The organism is Bacteroides xylanisolvens XB1A, from assembly GCF_000210075.1.
GTDB classification, from domain to species: Bacteria; Bacteroidota; Bacteroidia; order Bacteroidales; family Bacteroidaceae; genus Bacteroides; species Bacteroides xylanisolvens.
The window spans coordinates 2512433-2538964 of the sequence record NC_021017.1; the positions used below are offsets into that span (position 1 = coordinate 2512433).

General features: G+C 41.8%; 17 protein-coding genes. 15 read left to right on the forward strand and 2 right to left on the reverse strand.

The window, feature by feature from the left end:
• The first annotated feature begins 194 nt into the window (after window positions 1-194).
• The 6 genes from BXY_RS10130 (at window position 195) to BXY_RS10155 (ending at window position 7546) form a co-directional block, all read left to right on the forward strand.
• Window positions 195-974, forward strand: coding sequence for a M15 family metallopeptidase (locus tag BXY_RS10130; protein ID WP_009038870.1), 780 nt, complete (start codon window positions 195-197; stop codon window positions 972-974).
• Window positions 975-1043: 69 nt separating this feature from the next.
• Entirely contained in the window at window positions 1044-2234 is a 1191-nt protein-coding gene (locus tag BXY_RS10135) for a class I SAM-dependent methyltransferase (protein ID WP_009038869.1), read from the forward strand.
• Window positions 2235-2281: 47 nt separating this feature from the next.
• Window positions 2282-2935, forward strand: coding sequence for a hypothetical protein (locus BXY_RS10140; protein ID WP_004317090.1), 654 nt, complete (start codon window positions 2282-2284; stop codon window positions 2933-2935).
• A gap of 20 nt (window positions 2936-2955) precedes the next feature.
• A complete protein-coding gene (locus BXY_RS10145) occupies window positions 2956-3444 on the forward strand; it encodes a hypothetical protein (RefSeq protein ID WP_004317088.1) in 489 nt (162 codons plus the stop codon).
• Between the two features lie 191 nt (window positions 3445-3635).
• Window positions 3636-6446, forward strand: a complete 2811-nt coding sequence (locus BXY_RS10150; protein ID WP_008997600.1) for a TonB-dependent receptor — start codon at window positions 3636-3638, stop codon at window positions 6444-6446.
• A gap of 167 nt (window positions 6447-6613) precedes the next feature.
• On the forward strand, window positions 6614-7546 hold the full coding sequence (locus BXY_RS10155) for a metallophosphoesterase (protein WP_004317085.1): 933 nt from the start codon (window positions 6614-6616) through the stop codon (window positions 7544-7546).
• Window positions 7547-7751: 205 nt separating this feature from the next.
• Here the strand turns inward: BXY_RS10155 and BXY_RS10160 are convergent, their stop codons facing one another.
• Complete coding sequence (locus BXY_RS10160; protein WP_004317084.1) at window positions 7752-9608, reverse strand: mechanosensitive ion channel family protein; 1857 nt, start codon at window positions 9606-9608, stop codon at window positions 7752-7754.
• A gap of 127 nt (window positions 9609-9735) precedes the next feature.
• Here BXY_RS10160 and BXY_RS10165 point away from each other — a divergent pair, with 127 nt between their 5' ends.
• Entirely contained in the window at window positions 9736-10725 is a 990-nt protein-coding gene (locus BXY_RS10165) for a calcium/sodium antiporter (protein ID WP_004317083.1), read from the forward strand.
• On the opposite strand, the gene BXY_RS10170 is transcribed toward BXY_RS10165, so the two are convergent.
• Window positions 10722-12719, reverse strand: a complete 1998-nt coding sequence (locus tag BXY_RS10170; protein ID WP_008770544.1) for a DUF2961 domain-containing protein — start codon at window positions 12717-12719, stop codon at window positions 10722-10724. The two genes, BXY_RS10165 and BXY_RS10170, sit on opposite strands and share 4 nt — an antisense overlap.
• Window positions 12720-13030: 311 nt before the next feature.
• Here BXY_RS10170 and BXY_RS10175 point away from each other — a divergent pair, with 311 nt between their 5' ends.
• The 8 genes from BXY_RS10175 (at window position 13031) to BXY_RS10210 (ending at window position 26507) form a co-directional block, all read left to right on the forward strand.
• A complete protein-coding gene (locus BXY_RS10175; RefSeq protein ID WP_008997599.1) occupies window positions 13031-14008 on the forward strand; it encodes a glycoside hydrolase family 5 protein in 978 nt (325 codons plus the stop codon).
• Between the two features lie 119 nt (window positions 14009-14127).
• A complete protein-coding gene (locus BXY_RS10180; protein WP_009038868.1) occupies window positions 14128-17379 on the forward strand; it encodes a SusC/RagA family TonB-linked outer membrane protein in 3252 nt (1083 codons plus the stop codon).
• Between the two features lie 12 nt (window positions 17380-17391).
• Complete coding sequence (locus BXY_RS10185; protein WP_004302611.1) at window positions 17392-19155, forward strand: RagB/SusD family nutrient uptake outer membrane protein; 1764 nt, start codon at window positions 17392-17394, stop codon at window positions 19153-19155.
• Window positions 19156-19183: 28 nt separating this feature from the next.
• Window positions 19184-20356 carry a glycan-binding surface protein gene (locus BXY_RS10190; protein ID WP_004302612.1) on the forward strand — a complete coding sequence of 391 codons (1173 nt, stop codon included), beginning with the start codon at window positions 19184-19186 and terminating at the stop codon, window positions 20354-20356.
• 59 nt (window positions 20357-20415) lie between these two features.
• Window positions 20416-21501 (forward strand): glycoside hydrolase family 5 protein, encoded by a 1086-nt coding sequence (locus BXY_RS10195; protein ID WP_004302613.1) that lies wholly within the window; start codon window positions 20416-20418, stop codon window positions 21499-21501.
• An 18-nt stretch (window positions 21502-21519) separates the two neighbouring features.
• Window positions 21520-24090: a glycoside hydrolase family 2 protein gene (locus BXY_RS10200; RefSeq protein WP_134993198.1), complete on the forward strand. Its 2571-nt coding sequence runs from the start codon at window positions 21520-21522 to the stop codon at window positions 24088-24090.
• Between the two features lie 10 nt (window positions 24091-24100).
• The gene (locus BXY_RS10205) at window positions 24101-25141 is read left to right on the forward strand and encodes a glycoside hydrolase family 5 protein (protein ID WP_015531830.1); all 1041 of its coding nucleotides are present in this window, start codon (window positions 24101-24103) and stop codon (window positions 25139-25141) included.
• A gap of 4 nt (window positions 25142-25145) precedes the next feature.
• The gene (locus BXY_RS10210) at window positions 25146-26507 is read left to right on the forward strand and encodes an apiosidase-like domain-containing protein (RefSeq protein WP_015531831.1); all 1362 of its coding nucleotides are present in this window, start codon (window positions 25146-25148) and stop codon (window positions 26505-26507) included.
• Window positions 26508-26532 lie beyond the last annotated feature (25 nt).

Genomic DNA, 26532 nt, shown 5'->3' on the forward strand with positions numbered 1-26532 from the left:
CTTAATCTCTTACTTTGTGCCACCGTATTGGCACGGCTGTGCCATCGAAGTGGCAAAGTTGTGCCAACGTAGAGACATAACTGTGCCAATATAGTGGCACGACCTGACCACTTAAACAATCAGGATTTAAAGGTAGCTTATTGGAGCAAAAGCCAAAAAGAAGTATCTTTGGCACACTAAATACAAAAGGTTGAATGATTATTCTAAAATATAGTTTAGCTATCTTCTGTTTGCTGCTGACAGGATGCTCCTTCTTTTCCAGCCAAAAGGAAAAGGAGAACCCCGCCCTGACGGAATATGAATATACGACGGACGATATGCAATCCGGCGAAGAAAGTGCCACCGTCTTACCGCCACCGCCAAAGCGAAGCGCAATGGCTCTCTACATGGATTCACTGGGACTCGTCAACGTAACCGATCTGGATAGCAGCCTCGTTGTTAAGTTAATGTATACGCAAGCTGATAATTTCACTGGCGAAGTGCTTTACGACAACTTAACGGAAGCCTATTTGCATCCGGATGCGGCATACGCTCTTATAGAAGCACAAAAAGCCTTGAAAGAGCTTCACCCGTCTTATAGTCTTATCATTTACGATGCAGCCCGCCCCATGTCGGTACAAAAGAAGATGTGGAACGTAGTGAAAGGAACATCCAAATACAAATATGTCTCTAACCCAAACCGTGGAGGCGGACTACACAACTACGGACTGGCAGTAGACATCAGTATTCAAGACTCTTTAGGGCAGCCTTTACCTATGGGAACCCAAGTAGACCATTTAGGTGTGGAAGCACACATCACAAACGAAAACGAACTGGTACATAACGGAAAAATGAGTGAAACAGAACGTCAGAACCGGATACTGCTGCGAAAAGTAATGAAAGAAGCCGGGTTTCGTGCATTACCCAGCGAGTGGTGGCATTTCAATTTTTGCAGCCGGGATGTAGCCAGACAGAAATATAAGTTAATACCATAAATCGGCGCTCAGCAAGATCATAACCGGTGCTCAACGATTCATTGTAATATCCTATAACACAATAACGCCATGATACAAATCTCCCCCGAAACTCAACTTTTTATCCGCGAACATTCATCGGACGATGTACGTACACTAGCTTTACAAGCTAAAAAGTATCCGGATATAAATATGCCGACTGCCATCACCCAAATTGCAGGAAGACAGGTTGCCGCCGAAAAGATTCCTTCATGGCGAGAAATAGAAGAGATATGGTATCCGAAACATCTGTCGCTAGAGCAATGCTCTTCTGAAATCACTGCCCGCTACAAAGCCCGTCTTTTTCAGGGAGATTCGCTGACCGACCTCACCGGAGGCTTCGGCATAGACTGTTCTTTTCTTGCCACCGGATTCAAGTCCGCCACTTATGTAGAACGCCAGGAAGAGCTTTGTGAAATAGCGGCACACAACTTTCCCATCCTGAATCTAAACCATATAAACGTAAGAAATGAGGATGGAGTAGCCTATCTGCAAACAATGTCCCCCGTAGATTGTATCTTCCTCGACCCTGCCCGCCGCAATGAACACGGCGGAAAAACGGTCTCCATCGCCGACTGCGAACCGAACGTAGCCGAGCTTGAAGATCTTCTGCTTAGCAAAGCCAGCCGGATAATGATAAAACTCTCTCCCATGCTCGATCTTTCATTGGCACTGAAAGAGCTGAAACATACACAGGAAGTTCATATCCTATCCGTCAACAACGAATGTAAGGAACTACTCATCCTACTCGGACAAACATCACCGGCGGAAATCACCATTCATTGTGTAAACCTCTTCACGAAAGGGACTCAAGAAGAACAGCACTTCGTATTCACCCGCGAACAGGAGCAGCGTAGCCAATGTACTTATACCGATTCTTTAGGCGATTACCTTTACGAACCGAATGCATCTCTTCTGAAAGCCGGTGCCTTCCGCAGCATTGCCGCAGCCTACCCCGTCCGGAAACTGCATCCCAACAGTCATCTTTATACCTCCGATACTTTTATTGAAAACTTCCCCGGAAGAATCTTCCGGATTGTCAACCAGTGCAGTTTCAATAAAAAAGAAGTAAAAGAGAATCTGGCAGACCTGAAAAAAGCAAATGTGACTGTCCGCAACTTTCCCGCCACAGTAGCCGAACTTCGCAAACGGCTCCATCTGACAGAGGGAGGAGATACCTACTTATTTGCCAGCACATTAAATAATGGACAAAAAGTTATCATCCGCTGTGAGAAAGTCTGAACTATTTGCTATTTTTGCGAAAAGAAACACAATCTAAACTAATTCAGATGAATCAAACACCCATAAAAGCGATTCTATTATTAATCGTATTCACTCTGTCCTGTCACACTCCACTTTTCTCACAGAGAGATTTTGAGCGACATGAGTTCTCGTTCCATGCCGGCTACGGTGTGATGTTTCATAATCCTCCCACACTAACGTTAAGTACCCACAGCTACCAACGTACACTTGCACAAGGCGTAAGCTGGGATGGACAATACCATTTCCGTCCTCTCAAACGCTTTATCTTCGGAGGAATCTACACCGGATTTTCTTCCAAAGGAAGCCATCCTGAAGGAAAAGACCATTTATGGGTTCATTTCATCGGCACGCAAATCGGAATGTGTAATGCCAATACCAAACATTGGCAAATCCGGGTGACAACCGGTCCCGGCGGAGTCATTCTGCGGAACAACAGCGAGGTATTCGGCAACACACGAAAAGTGAGAGCCTTCACTATCGGTCTCCTCACCAATGCCAATCTTACCTATAAGCTGAATTCCAACCTGGGAGTCAGTTTAGGAGTACAATATATGTATAGTGAGCTACTTAGAATAAGGACTTACTATCACGAAGAAAAGGTTACTGTAAAACTCAATTCAAATGATGATGTCAACCTCACGCGACTAAACATCACTACGGGATTATCCTATTATTTCTAACATCCACTAAAAAAAGCACTATGAAGAAATATATACTCATTCTCTTTTCCATCATCAGCCTCTGGAGCTGTAAAGAAACGGAAGATGAATCGATCGACATCACCGTTTTGCCTTCTGCCACCACTACAGGAGCCAACACATTCGGTTGCCTGATGGACGGCTGGATTTATGTGGGAGGGCGATACCTGAATTGGGGACACTCGTATGTATGGACGTATGATTCATTCCACTATTACACAGAAGAAGACAAACTCTCTGTTAGTGTTTCCGTAAAGCCCGGTATCAATCTATCTTTCACTATTTTATCGCCCCAAGAAGGCAAAGAATCAACGATTACCGATATAGAGTTCGGAAGAGAAGAGCTGGAAGACGGAACAGCTTTCATAAGCCGTTTCGACACAGAAATGAAAATTATCAGTGTCACATTCGGTAACGGCAAACGGCTGACTAACGGACGTTTTGATATTCATTATACGGAACACAACAGTAATACCGGAGCCCAATCCTGATATAATCTGATACAGCCTATGCATTTCCGCAAAATCCATAGTTTCCCAGGATAGAAAACCCGTCAATCACCGGTTCCGGAAGCTGTAATACAAACGTAGCATATTTGTTACGCGTTCTTCAACCAACTGTAAAAAGTAAGAAACGTCAACCCTCTACTTTTGCAGCAAATAATTAACGCACGCTAACATTTATGAAACGATTTTTGAAATTTGTCTCATTTGTTCTTTTGGTCATGAGCACAAGCGGTAACACTTTCGCAGAAGAAAAAGTGAACGTAGTCAAACAAGGCACTATCCGCGGACGCATCGTAGATACTTCCAAACAGACCCTTCCGGGAGCATCCATCTATATCGAAAAGCTACATACCGGGGTGACCAGTGATGTCAACGGTTATTATACTTTCGCCAATCTTACTCCGGGCACATACACCGTAAAAGTAAGCTACGTAGGCTACTCACCCGTTGAAATGAAAATCACCATTCCGGCCGGAAAGACACTCGAAAAAGACGTAATCCTGAATGAAGGACTCGAACTGCAAGAGGTAGTAGTAGGCGGAGCTTTTCAGGGGCAACGCCGCGCCATCAACTCGCAGAAGAACACACTAGGGATCACCAATGTCGTTTCAGCCGATCAGGTGGGTAAATTCCCTGACTCCAATATCGGAGACGCACTGAAGCGTATCAATGGTATTAACGTACAATACGATCAGGGAGAAGCCCGCTTCGGACAAGTACGCGGAACTTCGGCCGATCTTAGTTCTGTAACAATCAACGGCAACCGTCTCCCTTCTGCCGAAGGCGACACACGTAATGTGCAGCTCGACCTTATTCCTGCCGATATGATACAAACCATCGAAGTAAGCAAGGTAGTCACCTCGGATATGGATGGAGATGCCATTGGCGGTTCTATCAATCTGATTACTAAAAGTACTCCTTATAAACGAACCATCAGTGCCACAGCAGGAACCGGATACAACTGGATTAGCCAGAAAGCCCAACTGAACCTGGGTTTCACTTATGGCGACCGCTTCTTCAACGACAAATTGGGAATGATGGCAGCCGTTTCTTATCAAAATGCTCCGGTAGGTTCGGATGATGTAGAATTTGAATACGATGTGAATAAGAAAGGAGAAGTAGTAATGGTAGAAGCACAAAAACGCCAGTACTACGTGACACGTGAACGCCAAAGCTACTCACTGGCTTTCGATTACGAAATAAACCCGAATCACCGACTGACACTGCAAGGCATCTACAACCGCCGTCACGACTGGGAAAACCGCTATCGCGTCACCTACAAAGACCTCGACAAAACAGGACCGGACGATGAAGGCGAAATGCAGCAATCTGCCCAAATAGAGACTAAGGGAGGTACTCCCAACAACAAAAACGCCCGCTTGGAACTGCAACAGACAATGGATTTCAGCCTGGGCGGAGAACATCAGTTCGGCAAACTGTCAATGAACTGGGGAGCTTCTTACGCACGTGCCAGCGAAGACCGTCCGAACGAAAGATACTTCAATCTGAAACAAGACTTTCTCGGATTTGACATCGTGGATGCAGGCGGCCGTTTTCCGTATGTGACAACCGATGTAAACCTGCACAACGGAGAAGTGGACGGTGAAAGAGGAAAATGGAAAGTGAAAGAACTAACCGAAAGCAACCAGGAAATCTACGAAAAAGACCTGAAGTTCAAAGTAGATTTCGAACTGCCGCTGGCCAACGGAATCTATGGAAACAGCCTGAAATTCGGAGCCAAATATGCATCCAAGACTAAAAATCGCGATGTAACCGTCTACGACTACGCAGACGCCTACAAGGATGCATACAAAACAGCGTATATGGACAACCTCACGAGTGAGATTCGCGACGGCTTCATGCCCGGCAATCAGTATAAAGCCACCGATTTCGTATCCAAAGAATATCTGGGTTCGCTCGACCTGAAAAACATGGAGGGTGAACAGGTGCTCGAAGAATCTTCCGGCAACTATCATGCTAAAGAGAATGTGACTTCCGCTTTTTTCCGCTTCGACCAAAACCTGGGAAAGAAACTAAAAATGATGCTGGGTCTCCGCATGGAAGCCACTCATATCAAATACGACGGCTGGAACTGGATGGTGGATGAAGAGGAAAACGAAACGCTTGAACCGACCGGAGATCATAAAAACAACTATGTCAACTGGCTCCCCAGCGTATTATTGAAATACGATGTGACCGATGATTTCAAAGTTCGCGCCTCTTTCACAGAAACATTGAGCCGCCCCAAATATTCCGCATTAATTCCATGTGTCAATATCAACCGCAGCGACAATGAACTCGTGATGGGTAATTCTGACCTGACTCCCACCCTCTCATACAACTTCGATTTAAGTGCCGATTACTATTTCAAGAGCGTCGGTCTGGTCAGTGCAGGTATCTTCTATAAGAAAATCAACGATTTCATTGTCGATCAGGTGATTGGTGACTATACCTACCAAAACAATGAATACAAGAAGTTCACCCAACCCAAAAACGCAGGTGATGCCGACTTGCTTGGTGTGGAACTGGCTTATCAACGTGATTTCAGCTTCATCGCTCCGGCATTGAAATGCATCGGATTTTACGGTACATACACCTACACTCACACCAAAGTGAACAACTTCAATTTCGAAGGGCGCGAAAATGAGAAAGACCTCTCCTTACCCGGTTCTCCCGAACATACGGCAAACGCCTCACTCTACTTCGAAAAGAAAGGTTTTAACGTACGTCTCTCCTACAACTTTGCATCCAGCTTTATCGACGAAATGGGAGAAGTTGCCGCACTAGACCGTTACTATGATGCCGTGAACTATATGGACCTGAACGCAAGCTATACATTCGGCAAGAAGTTCAAAACAACATTCTACGCAGATGCTACCAACTTATTGAACCAACCATTGCGTTATTATCAGGGCACTAAAGACCGTACCATGCAGTCTGAACACTACGGTGTAAAGATAAACGCCGGCGTAAAAGTGAACTTCTGATGCGAGCCAAACAACGATATTCATTCCTTTAAAAGGAAGCCCCCGTTGGTTTAAAAGGAACAGAGCATTGGTTTAAAAGAAACGTTCTCTTCCTTTTAAACCAACAAGCCAAAAGATTCAGAATAACTATCTATATATAAACAACTAATATACAACAGAATATGAATATGAAAATTAAGAGTTTATTGATTCTCGCATTAGTCTCCGTCTGTACATTCGTTCAGGCACAGTTGACGGACTACTCTATATTTGACAAGAAGTTTAACTTCTACGTAGCGAATGATTTAGGCCGCAACGGATATTACGACCAAAAGCCAATAGCCGAATTAATGGGTACGATGGGCGAAGAGATCGGTCCTGAATTTGTTCTGGCCACCGGAGATGTCCATCACTTCGAAGGAGTTCGCAGCGTGAACGACCCTTTGTGGATGACCAACTACGAATTAATCTACTCCCATCCGGAACTAATGATCGACTGGTTCCCTATCCTGGGAAACCATGAATATCGCGGAAACACGCAAGCCGTATTGGATTACACCCATATCAGCCGCCGCTGGACAATGCCCGCCCGTTATTACACCCAAACATTCGAAGAGAAAGGTGCCACCATCCGCATCGTCTGGATTGACACGACTCCTCTGATTGAGAAATACCGCCAGGAAAGTGATAAATATCCCGATGCCTGCAAACAGGATGTCAACAAGCAACTATCCTGGCTGGAATCTGTGCTTGCCAATGCAAAAGAAGACTGGGTTATCGTAGCCGGACACCATCCCATCTACGCTTATACTCCCAAAGAGGAAAGCGAACGACTGGACATGCAGAAACGGGTTGACACCATCTTACGCAAGCACAAGGTAGATATGTACATCTGCGGACACATCCATAACTTCCAGCATATCCGGGTTCCGGGAAGTGACATCGATTATGTCGTTAACTCCTCCGGCTCACTGGCACGCAAAGTGGAACCTATCGAAGGTACAAAGTTCTGCAGCCCCGAACCGGGTTTCTCTGTCTGCTCTATCGACAAAAAAGAGCTCAACCTTCGTATGATAGATAAAAAAGGGAATATACTTTATACGGTGACCCGAAAGAAATAAATTCTCTTGATGATATAAATTCTACTCTCAGTGAAAAAACACACAACCCGAGGCGTTCCTTTCGCGATGAAAGGGACGCTTCTTTATATAATTACCCTTGAACCTATTTTGTGGGATAATATACGTTTGCAGCCAACCAATAGTCAGCTACTTACTTCATCTTATTAGTGTTCTCCGGATGCGCAATCATCATCGGGACGTAACTCTATGCCTTTTCCGATACATCACCCTGCTCCGCTGTCTTCGCAGGACCGCTGTTTTTCACAGCGCCTTTCTGAATTGTCGATTCATTCCCATCCCGAACTGCCATATAGTGCGGTGACATAATTTCAATGCCGGCCTCATTAAATTTATCCTGAATGTTCTGATGCAAATCCGAATAAATCTGTGCCATCTTATCTGCCTGTTTGATATAAGCATTAATTTGATAGACCGGATACCAGTCGCTCAACGAAGTTTCCAACACAAACGGACGCGGATCATCCACCACTCCGGGAGTGTTCAACGCAGCATCAATCAGTATCTGATTAACCTGCCGCCAGGGAATATCATAACCGATAGATACTTCCGAGTGAATAATCAATCCATATTCACGCGCTGAAGTACTGTAGTTTACTGTATGAGACGACATGATAAATGAATTGGGAACAGTCACAACCTCATTTTTAGGAGTCCGGATGCGGGTGACAAGAGGAGTTTTTTCGATGATATCTCCGGTGGTATCATTCAATTTGATCCGGTCGCCCATCTTGAACGGACGCATATAAGTAATCACCAGTCCGGCAATAATATTACCGATAACCGTACTTGATCCGAGCGAAACGATCAATCCGACAAATACCGAAATCCCTTGGAACACACCGGAATCGGAGCCCGGAAGATAAGGATAAATCATCGCAATCATAAATGCATAGAGCAGGAAACGGGCGATATGGAAAGTCGGCATCGCCCAGTCCGGATAGAAGCCGTTGATTTTGAGTCGTCCTGCTTCCACTTCACGTGCCAGATACAAGACGAGACGTACCAAATACTTCACGGCATACCAGATGACGATGATGGTAAACAGTTTGGGCACATAATCGATAATACCCACAAAGATACCGCGAATCGGATTCCATATATAGCCCAACAGTTGATATGCCAGTCCTTCTGTCTGTGGGAAGATGATAAAAATCAACGGTACGGTAAACAGTAGCTGCAATCCCATCAGTATATACCGCCCGATACTGGACAGGAATACTAACAGATTCGCCTGTTTCTGCGCATCCAGCAATTCATATCCCTGGATGGCTACCGGTTTTATCTTCGTGTCTTTCAGGCGCAGGATACGCGCTTTCAGTTTACGGAACAACCAGTTGGTCAAGCGGAACAGGAAATACTGTCCTGTAATTACCAACACAAAATAGAGCACACGCTTTGCCATTCGCCAAAGTCCGTGCTCGGCTTTCATCTCATGCAGTTTGGTAATGACACTCTGCTGTCTTTCCTTAGCTAGCGAATCACGGGAAACTCCTTCCCATAAGGCATCCTGATCGGTAAGAGAAAGCAATACTTTGCTGCCGTACATCAAATCGGAAACTATGTCCGAATGGTCGATAGCCACAGAATCGGGTTGTAGATTGAAGCGTCTTCCTATTTCTTCAATTGCCGCACCGGTCATTTGGGCACGTTGCTGGGGAGTATATCCACCCCGTTTGGTGAAAAGGTAAAATAAGGTATCACCGTCCGCCACTACCGGTATTCCTTTTGTGAACTGCCGCAGGGAGTCGATACGCTGTCGTTGCTGTGCATATTTTACGGAGTCGGCGGTAGCCATCTGGAGTTTCATCTGCTCCATTTCCATCCTCATATTCGCCTCATTGAGCCGGGCTTCTTCCAATGATTTCTGCATATTTACCAGATGGATAGAGTCCGAATCCCGTTTCAAAGGAACATGTCCGCCCGTTATTGTATCTCCGGCAAATATCTTCTTAACCGCCTGTTCCAACTGTGCTTGCGCCCCGATTGCCAGGAAAGAAAAGAACAACACCAGTAACGACCGTTTTATTTTATTTATTTCCATACCTTATATTCCTTGATTATAATTAAGGTTAATCTAACATTTCATTAAAAACAGAGCAAACATACGGATTGTTTTTGACATTACCATTTCCAAATTGATTATCTTTGCCACTAAAAGAGAAAAAAGCATGAATATATTATTACTTATCGGGGGATTAATCCTCATTCTTCTAGGAGCCAACGGATTAACAGACGGTGCCGCCTCGGTAGCCAAGCGTTTTCATATCCCTCCCATCGTGATCGGACTTACCATCGTTGCATTCGGCACTTCTGCCCCGGAACTGACGGTCAGTGTATCTTCTGCCATCAAAGGCAGCGCGGATATTGCCATAGGCAACGTGGTGGGAAGTAACATTTTCAATACGTTGATGATTGTGGGCTGCACGGCCTTATTCGCCCCGATTGTCATCACCCGCAATACACTTAGAAAAGAGATACCACTCTGCATACTTTCTTCTATTGTCTTGCTGATTTGTGCCAATGATGTATTCCTGGATAAAGCTCCGGAGAATATCCTGAACAGAGTAGACGGCTTATTATTGCTTTGTTTTTTTGTTATCTTCATGGGTTACACCTTTGCCATCGCCTCCAAGCCGAGCACAACAGAACAGGCGGGACAGATAGAAGCTCCGACCATAGAAGAGGAGACAGAAATCAAATCACTCCCCTGGTGGAAATCCATTCTTTATATCATCGGAGGTTTGGCTGCCCTCATTTTTGGAGGTCAGTTGTTTGTTGACGGCGCCACAGGCATCGCCCGCAACCTGGGTGTCAGCGAATCGATTATCGGATTGACACTGGTTGCAGGAGGTACTTCTCTTCCTGAACTGGCTACGTCTATCGTTGCCGCATTAAAGAAGAATCCGGAAATTGCCATTGGAAATGTGATCGGTAGTAACCTCTTCAATATATTCTTTGTACTGGGATGTAGCGCCAGCATCACTCCTCTCCGTCTTAGCGGAATTACCAACTTCGACCTGTTTACGCTAGTAGGTTCCGGTATCCTGCTCTGGTTATTCGGGCTGTTCTTTGCCAAAAGGACTATCACAAGAATCGAAGGAGGGATTATGATACTTTGTTATGTGGCGTACACGGTGGTATTGATTTATAATATTTAATTATTATAACAAAACACCTGATATTCAGCTTCATTCCAAGTATTTTTTCCCTCTTTAGACATAGAAACTGGTACGATACGAATATTTAATGATTTCTTTCCCTTAGTATACTTGGCTGGAATTTCAAAGTCATCTTCCAGCCAGCGTTTATAAGGGTTACTATCAGCTACATACCATAAACGTTCTGTAACCTCTTCACCATCAACAAAAACACGGGCTGCTTGTCGAACATCGTTTTGGTCGCTCAACCTACGCAAACGCACTCCTTCATTTTGAGAAGATATATTCACTCTAAAACTACTAAAACTTTCAAACCGGACGGTTTCTCCTACATATAAAATACGATCCTCATTTCCCTCAAAGAAACTTTCCAATTTTGTTCTGCGTACATTACCCATAGCTTTATAAGAGTGCCGTTTAATAGAACGAGAAGAGTTTAAATCCAAACTATCAGTTTTCACCAGTACATTTTTATCTTGACCATAATAGAATATAGTACCCGAGTGTTCCAAATACTGATTGTTATATTCGCCCGACTCTATTCCAAACTTCAGTTCTGAATAGAAAGGATAACTATCGCCTATACAAAAACGAGTCATAGACCATGGGTTATCCGAAAGACCGTCATACCCTCCCATTGGATGCACTTCAGGCGGGGTCGGGAATCCCCAACCATAACAAACATAACTTTCAGAACCGTCACTCTCAACTTGTGGTGTTCGTTTGCCGTCAATATATACACGAACATCCCCCTCGCAAGAAATGATATGTGAACGTTCGGCATGACATGTAACATGAGCAGCAACCATCTTCCCTCTTCCTTGAATAGCAGCTATCGGACTATCTATTCCTGCCACATGTTTTCGGGTATAATATGGTGTATTACGAAAGTATCCGGTATTAGATGTGGGATAAACCGACCTGGAAACAGCTATTTCTGAGAATCCCAAAGAAACAGGAACGCCACTACGATTTTCAATTATTATCTTCGCATGCTTCCAATATGGCATTGGAAAATAATTATAAAACCAACCGTCTGTGTTATATCCTGACAGCAAATAGTTGGTATCGTGAAAGCCCAAAGAGTTGCCTCCCAAACACGCTAAAGGACAAGAAATATCGGGTTGCTGATGAGCATCCCAAAACATATGAATCCATACATCCTGCAAGTGCTGCTCATTAATCTCCGGAAGATAAAATTTTAAAGAACCAATAGCTCCCTCTCCTTTTTCATCCAATAAAGTAATGGATTCGCCAGCATTAATCTTTTGTTCCGACTTACGATGATATGCCAATTGATCTTTGCACAAAAGATTACTACCTTGTTTCTTCCATAATTGTATCAAAGTATCATAATTCTCCTTCCCGGTAAAGGTCTTGATACCATTGTCCGCATAAGTGTGGTATACAACATGTCCCCAACCTCCTTCACCTTTGGTTCTTTCATAACCTTCCAGTTTCACATCGGTAGTTACACGGCATCCCTTGTTAAACGGCATTGGAACAAAACTCCGTGCAACACGTATGGGCCCTCTTCCGTTATCAAACGGGCCAATATAACTTTCAGCCAAAGGTTTTATAAAAGGCTCTTTCTCTCCGAATTCAGATAAATGTAAACTAAAACGAGGTGTTTCTTCTCCATCAAAATAAAAACGGAAGAGCGGATCACTTGAACTCATATAGCGATGTTGTACAAGATTATAAATACATCCCGGACCATCAACATCAAATATTACCCATTCTCCACGTTGATCCTGGTAAAGACTCCAGTCCCAGTCGGCATTCTTTCCTCTTTTATCAATACTACCTTCATAATGGACAGAGATTCCACGATCTAACAGGGGCAAAGATGCAATATCAACCATTCGAGATATACCATAAGATATACTATCAGTCTGCCAACCCGACTGTGCTACAGAGACTATCGAGCCAATTGCCGACAATGACACAACCCCGAAAACAACAAAACAAACTAAAAAAATACTTCTTTTCATAAGGTGATAAATATAAAATAAAACATGAATCTATCTATAAAATTTAATTCATAAAAGTACGGCAACTTATATAAGCATACAACCACTTTATTATCAAATCAATATACTATTTTAACCTTCAAGCCATCTGTTATCATATTTATTTTCCGGCTTAATCTTTTTTGTATATATATAATAAGGTAATATACTCTTGCCTTAAATAAATAGTAAGAAAAGTATCAGTATATGATAACAAAGCACTTTTTTACATATTTTTTTTGTGCTTACTTTGCAACGTCCATCTTATATGTTATACCTAATTTATTATGAAAATGAAGAAAGTCATTTTGTTTATCACCTTATTCTCCATGATATCATTATTCAGTTACAGTAAAGATCCTGTAAAACAATGGGGACAACTACAAGTAAAAGGTAATCAATTATGCAGCCAAACCGGAGACCCTATTGTATTAAGAGGGGTTAGTTATGGCTGGCACAACCTATGGCCCAGATTTTACAATAAGCAATCTGTGAAATGGTTGAAAAAAGATTGGAAATGTACCGTTTTACGCGCCGCCATGGGAACAGTTATTGAAGACAACTACATTGAAAATCCGGAATTTGCATTAAAATGCATGAATAAAGTGATTAAAGCGGCAATTAAAAACGACCTCTATATAATAATCGACTGGCATACTTATTATCCACAAAAAAAAGAAGCAAAAGCATTTTTCTCAATGATGGCACAGAAATACGGAAAATATCCTCATATTATTTATGAAATATACAACGAACCTATGGAAGACAGTTGGGAAAGTGTGAAAGAATATGCAACTGATATTATCTCTGAAATACGTAAATATGATCCTGATAATATTATTCTTGTAGGCAGCCCACACTGGGACCAAGACTTACACCTGGTAGCAGAAAGTCCTTTAGAAGGATCCGATAATATAATGTATACCCTCCATTTCTATGCCGCCACTCATAAACAAGAGTTACGGGATAGAGCTGAAGCAGCATGGGAAAAAGGAATTCCCATTTTTGTGTCTGAATGTGCAGGCATGGAATGTACTGGCGATGGCCCATTAGATATACCAGAATGGACCCGTTGGGTAGAATGGCTGGAAAGCAAAAAGATCAGCTGGGTTAACTGGTCCATTTCAGACAAGAACGAAACTTGCTCCATGATTCTTCCGCGAGCAAACAAAAACGGAGGATGGGACGAGTCTTTAATAAAACCTGCAGGACGTCAAAGCCGTAAGTTTATCCGACAATACAACTCACATATTTATAAAAATAAAGAATGATAAAATAATATCAGTTTTAGGCAAATAACGTCAATAATTTACATTCCTTATTTACTAGCTTTGCATCAATAATAAATATACGAGATTTTATACTAAAGTTAATTTTAAATTTGATAAAAATGAAAAAGAATCTCTTTTCTTTTCCCCGCTCAAAAGTGCGGATGCTAAAAGGATCAAAAGGAGTCTGGCTCTTTTTGATTATGTTCTGGATGATAAATACAGCTGCATCAGCAGCAGGTATTGAAATTAAAGGTACTGTAACAGACAGTAAAGGTGAACCTCTTCCCGGAGTTAATATTGTTGAGTTAGGAGTTAAAAAAAACAATGGTACCATCAGTGATTTAAATGGTAAATATACTATAACAGTAGAAAGCCAAAAATCTGTTCTTCAGTATACTTTTATCGGTTATAAAACAACAGAAGTCACTGTAGGAAACCGTAAAACAATCAATGTTTCACTCAAAGATGATACTCAATCTTTGGATGAAGTAGTAGTTATCGGCTATGGTACAATGAGGAAAAAAGATTTATCCGGAGCCGTTGCTTCTATTAAAAGTGATGACTTGATGCTTGGTAACCCGACCAGCATCTCCCAAGCCCTACAAGGAAAATTAGCTGGTGTACAAGTAAACCAGAGTGACGGTGCTCCCGGTTCAGGTGTAAGTATCACCATCCGTGGTGCTAACTCATTCTCTACAAATTCACAACCACTTTACATTGTCGACGGTATTCCGTTTGAAGTAGGAGATACTCCAAGCAGTAAAGCCAACGAGGGCAACAACTCCACCACTAATCCTCTGTCATTGATCAATCCTAATGACATCGAATCAATCGACATTTTAAAGGATGCTTCGGCAACAGCCATTTACGGTTCTCGCGGAGCGAATGGTGTCGTATTGATTACCACTAAAAGAGGTCGTGCCGGAGACGCTAAAGTTGAGTTCTCGACCAATTTCGGACTTTCCAAAATAGCCAAAATGGTTAAAATGCTGGATGCTTACACCTATGCTAATTATGTAAATGAGGGTGTAATCAATGGAGCTGCTTATGACAATCTTCCTTATTCATACCTTCCTTATCGTGGTAAATGGAACTACCGTCGCGACGAGAACGATAAAATCGTTCCCAACTCCGGTAAATACTATGCTTCACCGGAAGATTATCTCAATCCGGGTTATCGCGAAGACGAATACGGCAATAAAGAATGGGTAGAGGGTACCAACTGGATGGACGAGATCCTACAAGATGCATTAACACAGGAATACAATCTTAGTGTATCAGGAGGAAATGAAAAGAGCAACTATGCATTTTCAGGCAACTATACAGACCAGACAGGTATTATCAAGAATTCTGGTTATGAACGTTTTGCTGTTCGTGCCAACATCGGAAGCCATGTGAAACCCTGGTTAAATACGGGACTAAATATCAACTTCACCCGTTCGTTAACTAAGTTTGCCAAGTCAAATTCTTATGATTATAGTATCATCCGTTCTGCCATGCTTTATTTACCGACATTATATGTAGGAGACAAGACAGAAGATGATTCTTATGCATGGTTGTCAGCCAATCCACGTACATACGTTAATACAGCTAAAGATGAGCTGAAGTCAATCAATGTATTTACTTCTGCGTTTGCCGAGATTAAAATCTTCGACTGTTTGAAATTCCGTCAGAATCTAGGTATCAGTTATTCAGTAAACGATCGTGCAAGTTACTACAATCGTGAAACAGGAGAAGGTAAAGCTTCCAACGGACGAGCTGGTAAAAGCGACAATTTCTGGCAGAACTTAACAGCAGAATCATTGGTTACTTTCGATAAGACATTCAACAAACTACATCATCTCAATGTAGTAGCCGGTTTCACTTACGAAAAATCAGACTGGGGTGGCAAAACAATGAATGCGTCCAACTTCCCGACTGACATCACACAGGACTTCGATATGAGCCAGGCATTAAATATTGAGACACCAGCCAGCTATCGAGGACAAGCAGTTCTAGTCTCCTTATTAGGACGCGCCAACTATACACTCAAGGATCGCTATATTTTCACAGCATCGTTCCGTCGTGATGGTTCAAGCCGTTTCGCTCCCGGAAATAAATTCGCGAACTTCGCTTCAGGAGCAGTAGCATGGACTATATCTGAAGAAGAATTCATCAAAAACCTAAATATATTCAGTAACTTAAAGTTGCGATTCAGCTACGGTCAAACCGGTAATCAAGCGATCAGCAGTTACCAGACCATCGCTTCACTTGCACCATCCAATTACCCTCTGGACGGAACATTGAGCAGTGGATTTGCAGGACAAACTTACAAAGGTCCTTTGAATGACAAACTCAAATGGGAAACAACCGACCAATATAATGTCGGACTCGACATGGGATTCTGGAATAACAGGATTAGTTTATCAGCTAACTATTATTATAAAAAAACTAATGACCTGCTACAAAATGTATCTATACCGAATAGTACCGGTTATACTACCATGTGGACGAATTTCGGTCATGTAAAAAACAAAGGACTTGAGCTAACCGGTAAAATCATTGCATTAGATAAAAAAGACTGGACCTTAGACTTCGACGGTAACATCTCTTTTAATAAAAATGAAATCGGAGGTTTAACGGCCGATCAATATGCTAACCAATTATGGTATAGTGCCAAAGAAGTCTTTCTGCAAAGAAATGGATTACCTATCGGAACACTCTTCGGCTATATAGAAGACGGCTTCTATGATAATATAGCAGAAGTCCGTGCAGATCCAATATATGCCAAAGCATCTGATGATGAGGCTCGCAGAATGATCGGTGAAATCAAATACCTGGACAAAAACAATGACGGAAAAATAACGTCAGAAGACCGAGCTATCATCGGTGATACTAATCCAGACTTTATTTACGGGCTGAATGCCAATTTACGATGGAAAAATCTGACTCTGGGATTGTTCTTCCAAGGTACTCATGGTAATGATATTTTTAATGGTAACTTGACAAATATCGGAATGAGCAGTATTGCAAACATCACTCAAGATGCTTATGATTCCCGCTGGACACCAGAGAATGCAGCTAACGCCAAATGGCCTCGCGTCACTACTGCAATGACCCGTGACATGAAACTCTCCGACCGTTATGTAGAAGATGGTTCTTACTTCAGACTAAAAACGATCAACTTAAACTACAATTTCGGTTCAGTCATAAAAGGAATTAGCAACTTGTCTGTTTTCGGTACAGTAACAAACGTATTCACGATTACAGGTTATAGTTGGTTTGATCCGGATGTAAACGCCTTTGGTTCTGACGCTTCCAGAAGAGGAGTTGATATTTTCTCATATCCAAGCAGCAGAACATATTCAATAGGTTTTAAATTAACGTTATAATCTCAAGAAATAATGAAAAAGAAAAATATATTCATATATCTGATGGCATCCAGCCTCCTATTATCCGGAGCAGTAATGACATCATGCGAAAGTATGATCGAAGAAAAGCCTTTCGACTTCATTGTCCCTGAAGATGTTGAGGATTCTGATAACGGTGCCGACATGTGGGTAACAGGAGTATATAACACATTACACGAAGCCATGTTCAGATACGGTAGTTTCCCACGTCCGCTGGATTATGACTGTGACTATATTTCCGGTGCAGTATGGCAGTTCAGCCAATTTGGAAGTGGTAACTTCCAGGGAGGTGACGGACAAGCCGATGTACTTTGGACCGGAATGTACTCTTTGATTAACCGAGCAAATATAGCGGTTTCTGAAATCAACAAGATGCAAAATGTATCAGAAGTATTTAAAAAGAATGCATTAGGAGAATGCTATTTTCTTAAAGCATGGGCATATTTCTATCTGGTACGTGCTTATGGAGCTATCCCTATTTATTCCGTCAGTGTAAACGAATCCGGGCAATATACTAATAATCCGCGCATTCCAATTGCACAAGTATACACGGAAACAATCATACCTTTGCTTAAAGACGCCAAAGATATGATTTATAAAAATTCGGACAATGGATTTAAACCCGGAAGAGTCTGTGCTGCAACTGCGGCAGGTTTGTTAGCCAAAGTATATGCGACTATCGGCTCTGCGTCCATGGCTACCGGAGAACAAATAACAGTAAAAACCGGCGCACCGTTTGTCATGCAGAATGTAAACGGCACTATGACCAAAGTATATACAGAACCTGTTCCGACAACATTCTCCAAGGATCAAGTTGCCGGTTACGAAAGCTTTTCCTCTCAAGAATATTATAGACTGGCCTACGAAATTGCAGGAGATATAATAGGAGGAGAATATGGAATACACAAACTTGAGGACTATGATTTGGTTTGGTCTCCTTCCGGCAAGACTTGTAGCGAACATTTATTCAGCTTACAAACTAAGTCCGGTGATGAATTATACGGTACATTATTCAGCTCGCACTACTGTGGCAGACTCAATGCAGCAGGAAATATAGACAATAGCTTAACGGTAGGATGTAGAAAACACTGGTATCTATTATTTGAAGAAAAAGACTACCGCGTGGACAAGGGAGTGTTGCATTGTTGGATACGTCAGAACTCTGATACAAGTTGGGGGGGTGGTTCATACTATCCGAACTTTGGGAAATGGCAACGTATGGTTGAAGCCAAAGAACCTCCGTTCGATAATCCTAAAGTAACCTCCGGATGGAGATGTGATGAAGGAGGATCAGAACAGTTCTTCGCTTTCACGACCAAATATTCACAACAAATAGCCGATCAGACTCAACCTCGTACAGATGCCAATTACCCATTTTTACGTTATGCTGATATTGTTCTAATTTTTGCAGAAGCAGCTAATGAATTAAATGGCCCGACAAAAGAATCGGTAGATGCTTTAAATGATGTTCGCACCCGTAGTAATGCAACAGGCAAAGAACTGGCAAACTTTACAGATAAAACCAGCCTGCGTTCTGCAATCCTTGAAGAACGTGCAATGGAATTAGCCTTGGAAGGCGATCGTCGTTGGGATTTAATACGTTGGGGAATTTATTTGCAGGCAATGAATGCTCTAGGCGGAATGGATGAAGCTAACAACGTAAAACAACGTTCCAGCAAACATCTGCTATTCCCGATTCCGACTCTTGAAATCCTGACAAACCAAGGAATTAATGAGAATAATCCTGGCTGGGATTAATCACTTATAACCATGTAAAAAACAGATTATGAAGAAAATAAAATATTTTGCAATAATCGCAGCATCCATATTTACTTTAACATCCTGTACGGATATTGTTGAAGTCGACGATCTGAAAGCCAAAGAAAACAAACCGTCAACAGGTGCTCCGACTGTAGACAAAGTCGTTTTGGCAACAGATGCTGAATTTCCCATTGAGGGAGCAAATTTCGAACAAGTAGTACGAATCGAGGGAACAAACCTCGGAGATATCACTTCCCTAAAATTCAATGATATCGAGGTGGACAGTAAGGAGATATATTCGACATACGATATGCTTCTCGCACCTATTCCCCGTGCACTTCCTAAAGAAGTGACAAACACAATTTATATTACAACCAAACACGGAGAACTAAGTATTCCTTTTGTCGTTTCCATCCCTGATTTAACAATCAATGGACTCAAGAATGAATTTACCCAGCCGGGAGATACGACGGTTATTACAGGTGACAATTTTGACCTCTACGGTATTACAATCGAGGAAGCAATTGTTAATCTAGGCAATTTACCAGTAAATGTAATTGATGCTACTCGTACAGAGCTGACAATAGAAATTCCTGCAAATGCCGCTCCGAAATCTACTCTTACTATAAAAGGGGCAAACATGGATGAAGCATACAAGCTCACATACATGGATCCGGGAGTATCTCAACTTTTCGATTTCAATAATTGGCCGGGAAGCGGTGCCTTTACACATTCCAGCCAATTCCCTGATGCCCCGAAAGATTTCTTATGTGACGGCACATTAGAAGGACAACCGGAACCATTAGTAGAAGGAGGAAAATATATTCGCTTCAATAATTCCGTGAAAGCTTGGGGATGGATGGTTATGTGGGCCGGATATATTACTGTACCGGCAGAAGTAGCCGCAGACCCTTCATCTTACGATTTAAGATTTGAAATCTGTACTGGAGCTAAATTTCCGATATCAGCCCAGGCGCGTATCATTTTAGGAGATTATGGATGGTATCCTTCCAAAGGAGGAATTCCTGTTAATACTTATGGTGGATGGCAAACTGTACGGATCAGTGCCGATACAGAAGCATTGTTGCCTAATCCTATCGATCCTAGTACCAACACAGCTTTCAAAATCATATTTTCTCCCGAATCTGCTCAAGATTTTGATTTAAGTATGTGTAATTTCAGGTTTGTTCATAAGTAAAAATAAAAAGGGAACGCTCGTACTAAAGCGTTCCCTCATAAACAAAAACAATTCGATTTATGTTAAAAGACTTATTTTCATTATTAACGATTATAGCACTTCTATTTTCATCTTGTTCCAAATCAGACGAAGAAGAAAATGGTGATGAACCTCAACCAACCAAACAAACAGCTTATTTCGGAGTTAACCTGTCAGGAGCTGAATTTGGGAATGTATATCCGGGGGTAGATGGTACTCACTATGGTTATCCCACAGAAAAAGACTTGGATTACTTTAAAGCCAAAGGTCTTTATCTGGTACGTTTTCCATTTCGTTGGGAACGCATACAACCCACAATGAATGGAGAATTAAATGCAACAGAACTGGCAAAAATGAAGAAATTCGTCAAAGCTGCCGAAGATAGAAACATACAGATACTATTGGATATGCATAACTTTGGAAGATATTGTGTATATTGCGACGGGCAAAGTTCACAAAATAATCAATATGCAATCATTGGTAATGCACGATGCACTGTTGACAATTTCTGTGACGTATGGAAAAAACTGGCAAAGGAGTTTAAAGACTATAAAAATATCTGGGGTTACGACATTATGAATGAACCCTACGAAATGCTGGCATCGACACCGTGGGTTAACATAGCCCAAGCTTGCATTAATGCCATCCGCACTATAGATACTAAAACAACCATCATAGTTAGCGGAGACGAATTCAGTTCTGCCAGACGATGGAAAGAATGCAGTGACAATCTGAAAACTCTTACAGATCCAAGTAATAACCTGATATTCCAGGCACATATATATTTCGATTCGGATTCTTCCGGAAACTATAATAAAGGATATGATGAAGATGGTGCAACCGTTCAAACAGGGGTGGCTCGTTTGAAACCTTTTGTTGACTGGCTGAAAGAGAATAATAAACGTGGATTCGTCGGTGAATATGGAATACCTGATACTGACGGTCGTTGGCTGGATATTCTTGATGCAGCACTTAAATATCTACAAGAAAATGGAATAAACGGAACTTATTGGTCTGCCGGTCCACGATGGGGTGATTATCCCTTATCTGTCCAACCGACCAATAATTACACACAGGATCGTCCGCAATTAAGCACGCTCCTGAAATATAAAAGTACACAACAATAATCAGAATAAATACTGTCCATGAGAACTCGAATCATCACCATTATCACTTTACTGCTATCTACTCCAATGATTATTGCACAAAAATCAATGGATAAGATAGACAGGGAAAGCTTTGCAGCAAAGCTATCTCCAATAGAAGTAAAAGGTATACAGATGACTGAAGCAGGAAATATTCCTCTTGTCAGGGATACTCCTGCGAAAATCTCTTTGGACGGAACCTGGCAACTGGCAGAAGGAGGAAGTGAAAAAGAACGTTTACATACCATCTGGACAGATCAAATACCCGCCCGTGTGCCTGGTAGTATTCACACCGCATTAGTAGAAAATGAAATCATACCTGATCCATACATCGGACAGAATGACTCTATTGCAGAAAAACAATCTTACAAAACATGGTGGATGAAGCGGGAGTTCGAACTAGACTCCCCCTCATCTCACTGTATATTATCTTTTGGCGGAATCGCTAACAAATGTACAATATGGCTCAATGGAAAACTTTTGGGAACACACGAAGGTATGTTCGGAGGCCCCGATTTTTCAATAGGTAAATATTTAAAGAATAAAAATACTCTCATAGTAAAACTAGAAGCCATTCCCCAAATGTTTCTGGGAAACTGGCCTCCCAACGCAAATGAAAGTTGGAAATATACTGTTGTATTCAATTGCGTTTATGGATGGCATTATGCACAAATCCCATCATTAGGAATCTGGCGTAGCGTTCAATTAAAAGAACAAGCCGCAGTAGAAATAGAATCGCCATTCATCGCCACTCGTTCGCTCGATGGTCAAATGCGCTTAACTCTCGATTTGCATAAAGAATCATCTCCATTAAAAGGAGTATTATATGCAGAAGTATCTCCTAAAAACTTTAAAGGAGTAAAACAATATTATCATTTCAACATAAATAGTCAGAAGAAACAGGAAACTCTATCTTTAGACCTTCAAATCAAAGATCCGCATCTTTGGTGGCTCAATGACAGAGGAGAACAAGCACTATACGACCTCAATCTATTCTTCATTCCACAAAAAGGAAAGACCGCCCATGCAAAAACGTCGTTCGGTATACGGACTATTGAGATGAGACCATTAATTGATGGTGCTAAAGAAGATTATTATAACTGGACATTTGTCATCAATGACAAGCCGATGTTTATAAAAGGAACAGGCTGGTGCACTATGGATGCATTAATGGACTTCTCAAGAAATAAATATGAACATTTACTCCAAATAGCCCAAAGCCAGCACATACAAATGCTAAGAGCTTGGGGAGGGGGAATGCCCGAAACTGATGATTTTTACGAATTATGCGACAAATATGGTATTTTAGTCATGCAAGAATGGCCAACGGCCTGGAATAGCCATAACACGCAACCGTACGCTATACTGCAAGAAACAGTGGAAAGAAATACCAAACGATTAAGAAATCACCCTTCTCTTATCATGTGGGGAGCAGGAAATGAATCGGATAAACCATTCGGACCTGCAATTGATATGATGGGACGACTAAGCATTGAACTTGACGGAACACGTCCCTTCCATCGCGGGGAGGCCTGGGGAGGTAGTCAGCACAATTACAACTGCTGGTGGGACGATGCCCATCTTAATCATAACTTAAATATGACCGCTCCTTTTTGGGGAGAATTTGGGATAGCATCATTACCTCACATCGAGACAGTGCGTAGATATTTGGATGAGGAAAAAGAAGTGTGGCCTCCCCAAAGGAGCGGTAATTTCACACACCACACTCCTATCTTCGGAACAATGAGAGAAATGGAAAAGCTCGTTCAATATTCCGGTTATTTTATGTCGAAGGATTCGCTGGCTTCTTTCATACTCGGATCACAGTTAGCACAAGTAGTAGGAGTGCGCCATACATTAGAACGGGCACGCACATTATGGCCTCATACTACCGGAGCACTTTATTATAAGATGAACGATAACTATCCCGGCGTATCATGGTCATGTGTAGACTATTATGGTATCATCAAACCTGTCCACTATTTTGTGCAAAAGTCTTTTGCTCCGCTAGCGGCAGTCATGCTATTTGACCGCAGCAATCTTTCCAGTCAAGAAGTCAGTCTTCCTGTCTATCTACTCGACGATTGCCAAATATTGGAGAAAGAGCCTTATCAGGTCAAAGTGTCTATATACAATGCACTACTAGACACTGTTGCCACCCATACTTTTAACGGCACTGGCGATGAGAATGTTGTCAAAAAATTAGGAGAAATAAGTCTGAATAGAGAACAAACCAAATCGACCATGTTATTCTTTGTCTTGGACATAATCAAAGACAACAAGAATATGTATCGGAATTATTACTTTACCAATTACGAAGTACGTCCGGGCTCCATCTTATCAATGCCCCAGACAGAAATAAAAATGGAACGCACAGGTAATATAGTGACTTTAACAAATACAGGAAAGTACCCCGCTATCGGAGTGCACATAGAAGCACCAGAAAAGATGGATCAACTTATCGTTTCAGAGAACTATATATGGCTTAATCCACAGGAATCAAAAATATTAAAAATAAATTTGGAATCTCCAGTTATTGTAAAAGGCTGGAACCTTCAATCACCCTATTAAACAGAACATTATGAAAAAAGTTTTTATTTCGGCTTTTCTACTACTCAGCCTTCTTACTCTAAATGGATGTAAAAGTAATCAACCTCCAGTAAAAGAGACAGGTGAACCTTACGGAGTAAACTTGGCATGTGCTGACTTCGGTTCATCCTTTCCCGGGGAATATAATAAAGACTATACCTACCCGACAGACCAGGACCTCGAATATTGGCAAAAGAAAGGGCTGAAACTTATCCGGTTGCCATTCAAATGGGAACGGCTACAACTTGACTTAAAAGGACCGCTAAACCAACATGACCTCAATAAAATGAAAGAACTGGTCAGAGCTGCAGAGAAACGCGATATGGTGGTTCTTCTTGACTTACATAATTACTGTCGCCGTTACATGAACAACGAACATACCCTCATTGGAAATAACGGATTAACGATCGGAGACTTGGCTTCTTTCTGGCAAGCTATCGCTAAAGAATTCTCGACTTTTAAAAACATATATGGTTATGGGCTAATGAACGAGCCACATGATCTGACCCCGGAAACCAGCTGGTTCGACATGGCACAAGCGTCCATCAATGCCATTCGGGAGGTCGACACAAATACTCTTATCATGGTAGGCGGCAATGACTGGTCATCAGCAGAGCGCTGGATTGAACAGAGTGATACACTCAAATATTTAAAAGACCCGGCTAATAACCTTGCTTTTGAAGCTCATGTATATTTTGACAAGGATGCATCCGGTACCTACAAATATTCATACGAAGAGGAAGAATGTTATCCGGAGAAAGGTATCGACCGGGTAAAACCATTTGTAGAATGGATCAAACAAAATAAATTTCATGGTTTTATCGGAGAATATGGAATTCCCGACAATGATCCCCGTTGGAATGAAACCCTCGACTTATTCTTGGGATATTTACAAGAAAACGGAATCAATGGTACATATTGGGCTGCGGGTCCGTGGTGGGATAGCTATTTCATGGCAATTACCCCCAAAGACGGGAAAGACAGACCGCAAATGCCTATCATTGAGAAATATACAAGTACCTTAAAAAAATAGAATTATGTTCAAACGATTCTCCATCTGCTATATTTTACTCATGCTTTGTATAACTGGAACTTCCGCCCAAGAAGATCGGTGGACAGGAAACGCCACGAATCTATCCAAAGGAAACTTAAGGGTAAATTCTTCAGGACGTTACCTAGAATACAGTGACGGAACTCCTTTTCTCTACATGGGAGATACAGCATGGGAACTCATCAGCCGCTTAAATGACAAAGAGACTGAACTATATTTGGAGAATCGCAGAGAAAAAGGATTTACCGTCATACAAACGGTAATCCTGGATGAATTAGATGATATGGATGTTTCATCTAACGGAGAACCTAAGTTAATTGACGGCAATATTGACAAGCCCGCTCCCGGCTATTTCACTCATGTAGACAAAGTTATTTCTCTGGCAGCAGCCAAAGGTTTATACATAGCTCTACTACCAACCTGGGGAGATAAGGTAGACAAACAATGGGGAAAAGGACCGGAGATTTTTACACCGGAAAATGCATATAGATACGGCAAATGGTTAGGAGAACGCTATATGAACGCACCCAATCTGATATGGATAATAGGAGGTGATCGAAGTGGAGACGGAAAAAACTTTGCCATTTGGAATGCATTAGCAACCGGTATTAAAAGTGTAGACAAAAACCATTTGATGACCTATCATCCTCATGGAGAGCACTCATCCTCGTTCTGGTTTCACAATGCTTCGTGGCTGGATTTTAATATGTGTCAATCCGGACACGCACAACAAGATTTCGCAATCTATCAACGTCTGCTTTTGCCCGATTTAAATAAGGAACCACACAAGCCATGCATGGACGGAGAACCCCGATATGAAAATATTCCGATCAATTTCAAAAAAGAAAATGGAAGATTTGGAGATGATGATATCCGCCATACACTTTACCAAAGTATGTTCAGCGGAGCTTGTGGATATACATACGGCTGTAATGATATATGGCAGATGTTTGATACCGGACATGAGCCTAAATGTGACGCCGACACTCCATGGTACCAATCAATGGATAAACAAGGAGCCTGGGATTTAATTCACTTTCGCAGATTATGGGAGAAATTTGATTTTACTCAAGGAAAAAACCTACAAACCATCTTTGGCGATGTACCTTTAGAAAATAAAAACTATCCCGTAGCATTCGGCAACAAAGACTACTTATTAGTATATTTTCCACAAGGTGGAGAGAGAACGATTTATTTGCCTTCAATGAAGGCATCCAAACGGTCTTTAAAGTGGATGAATCCTCGCAATGGAAGAATCACATTCTATCAAAATACAACAGCAGATACCATTCCCGTATCCTCTCCCACAAAGGGAAAAGGAAATGACTGGGTTTTAATTATAGAATAATTAACCGAGAAAAATAACTATAGAA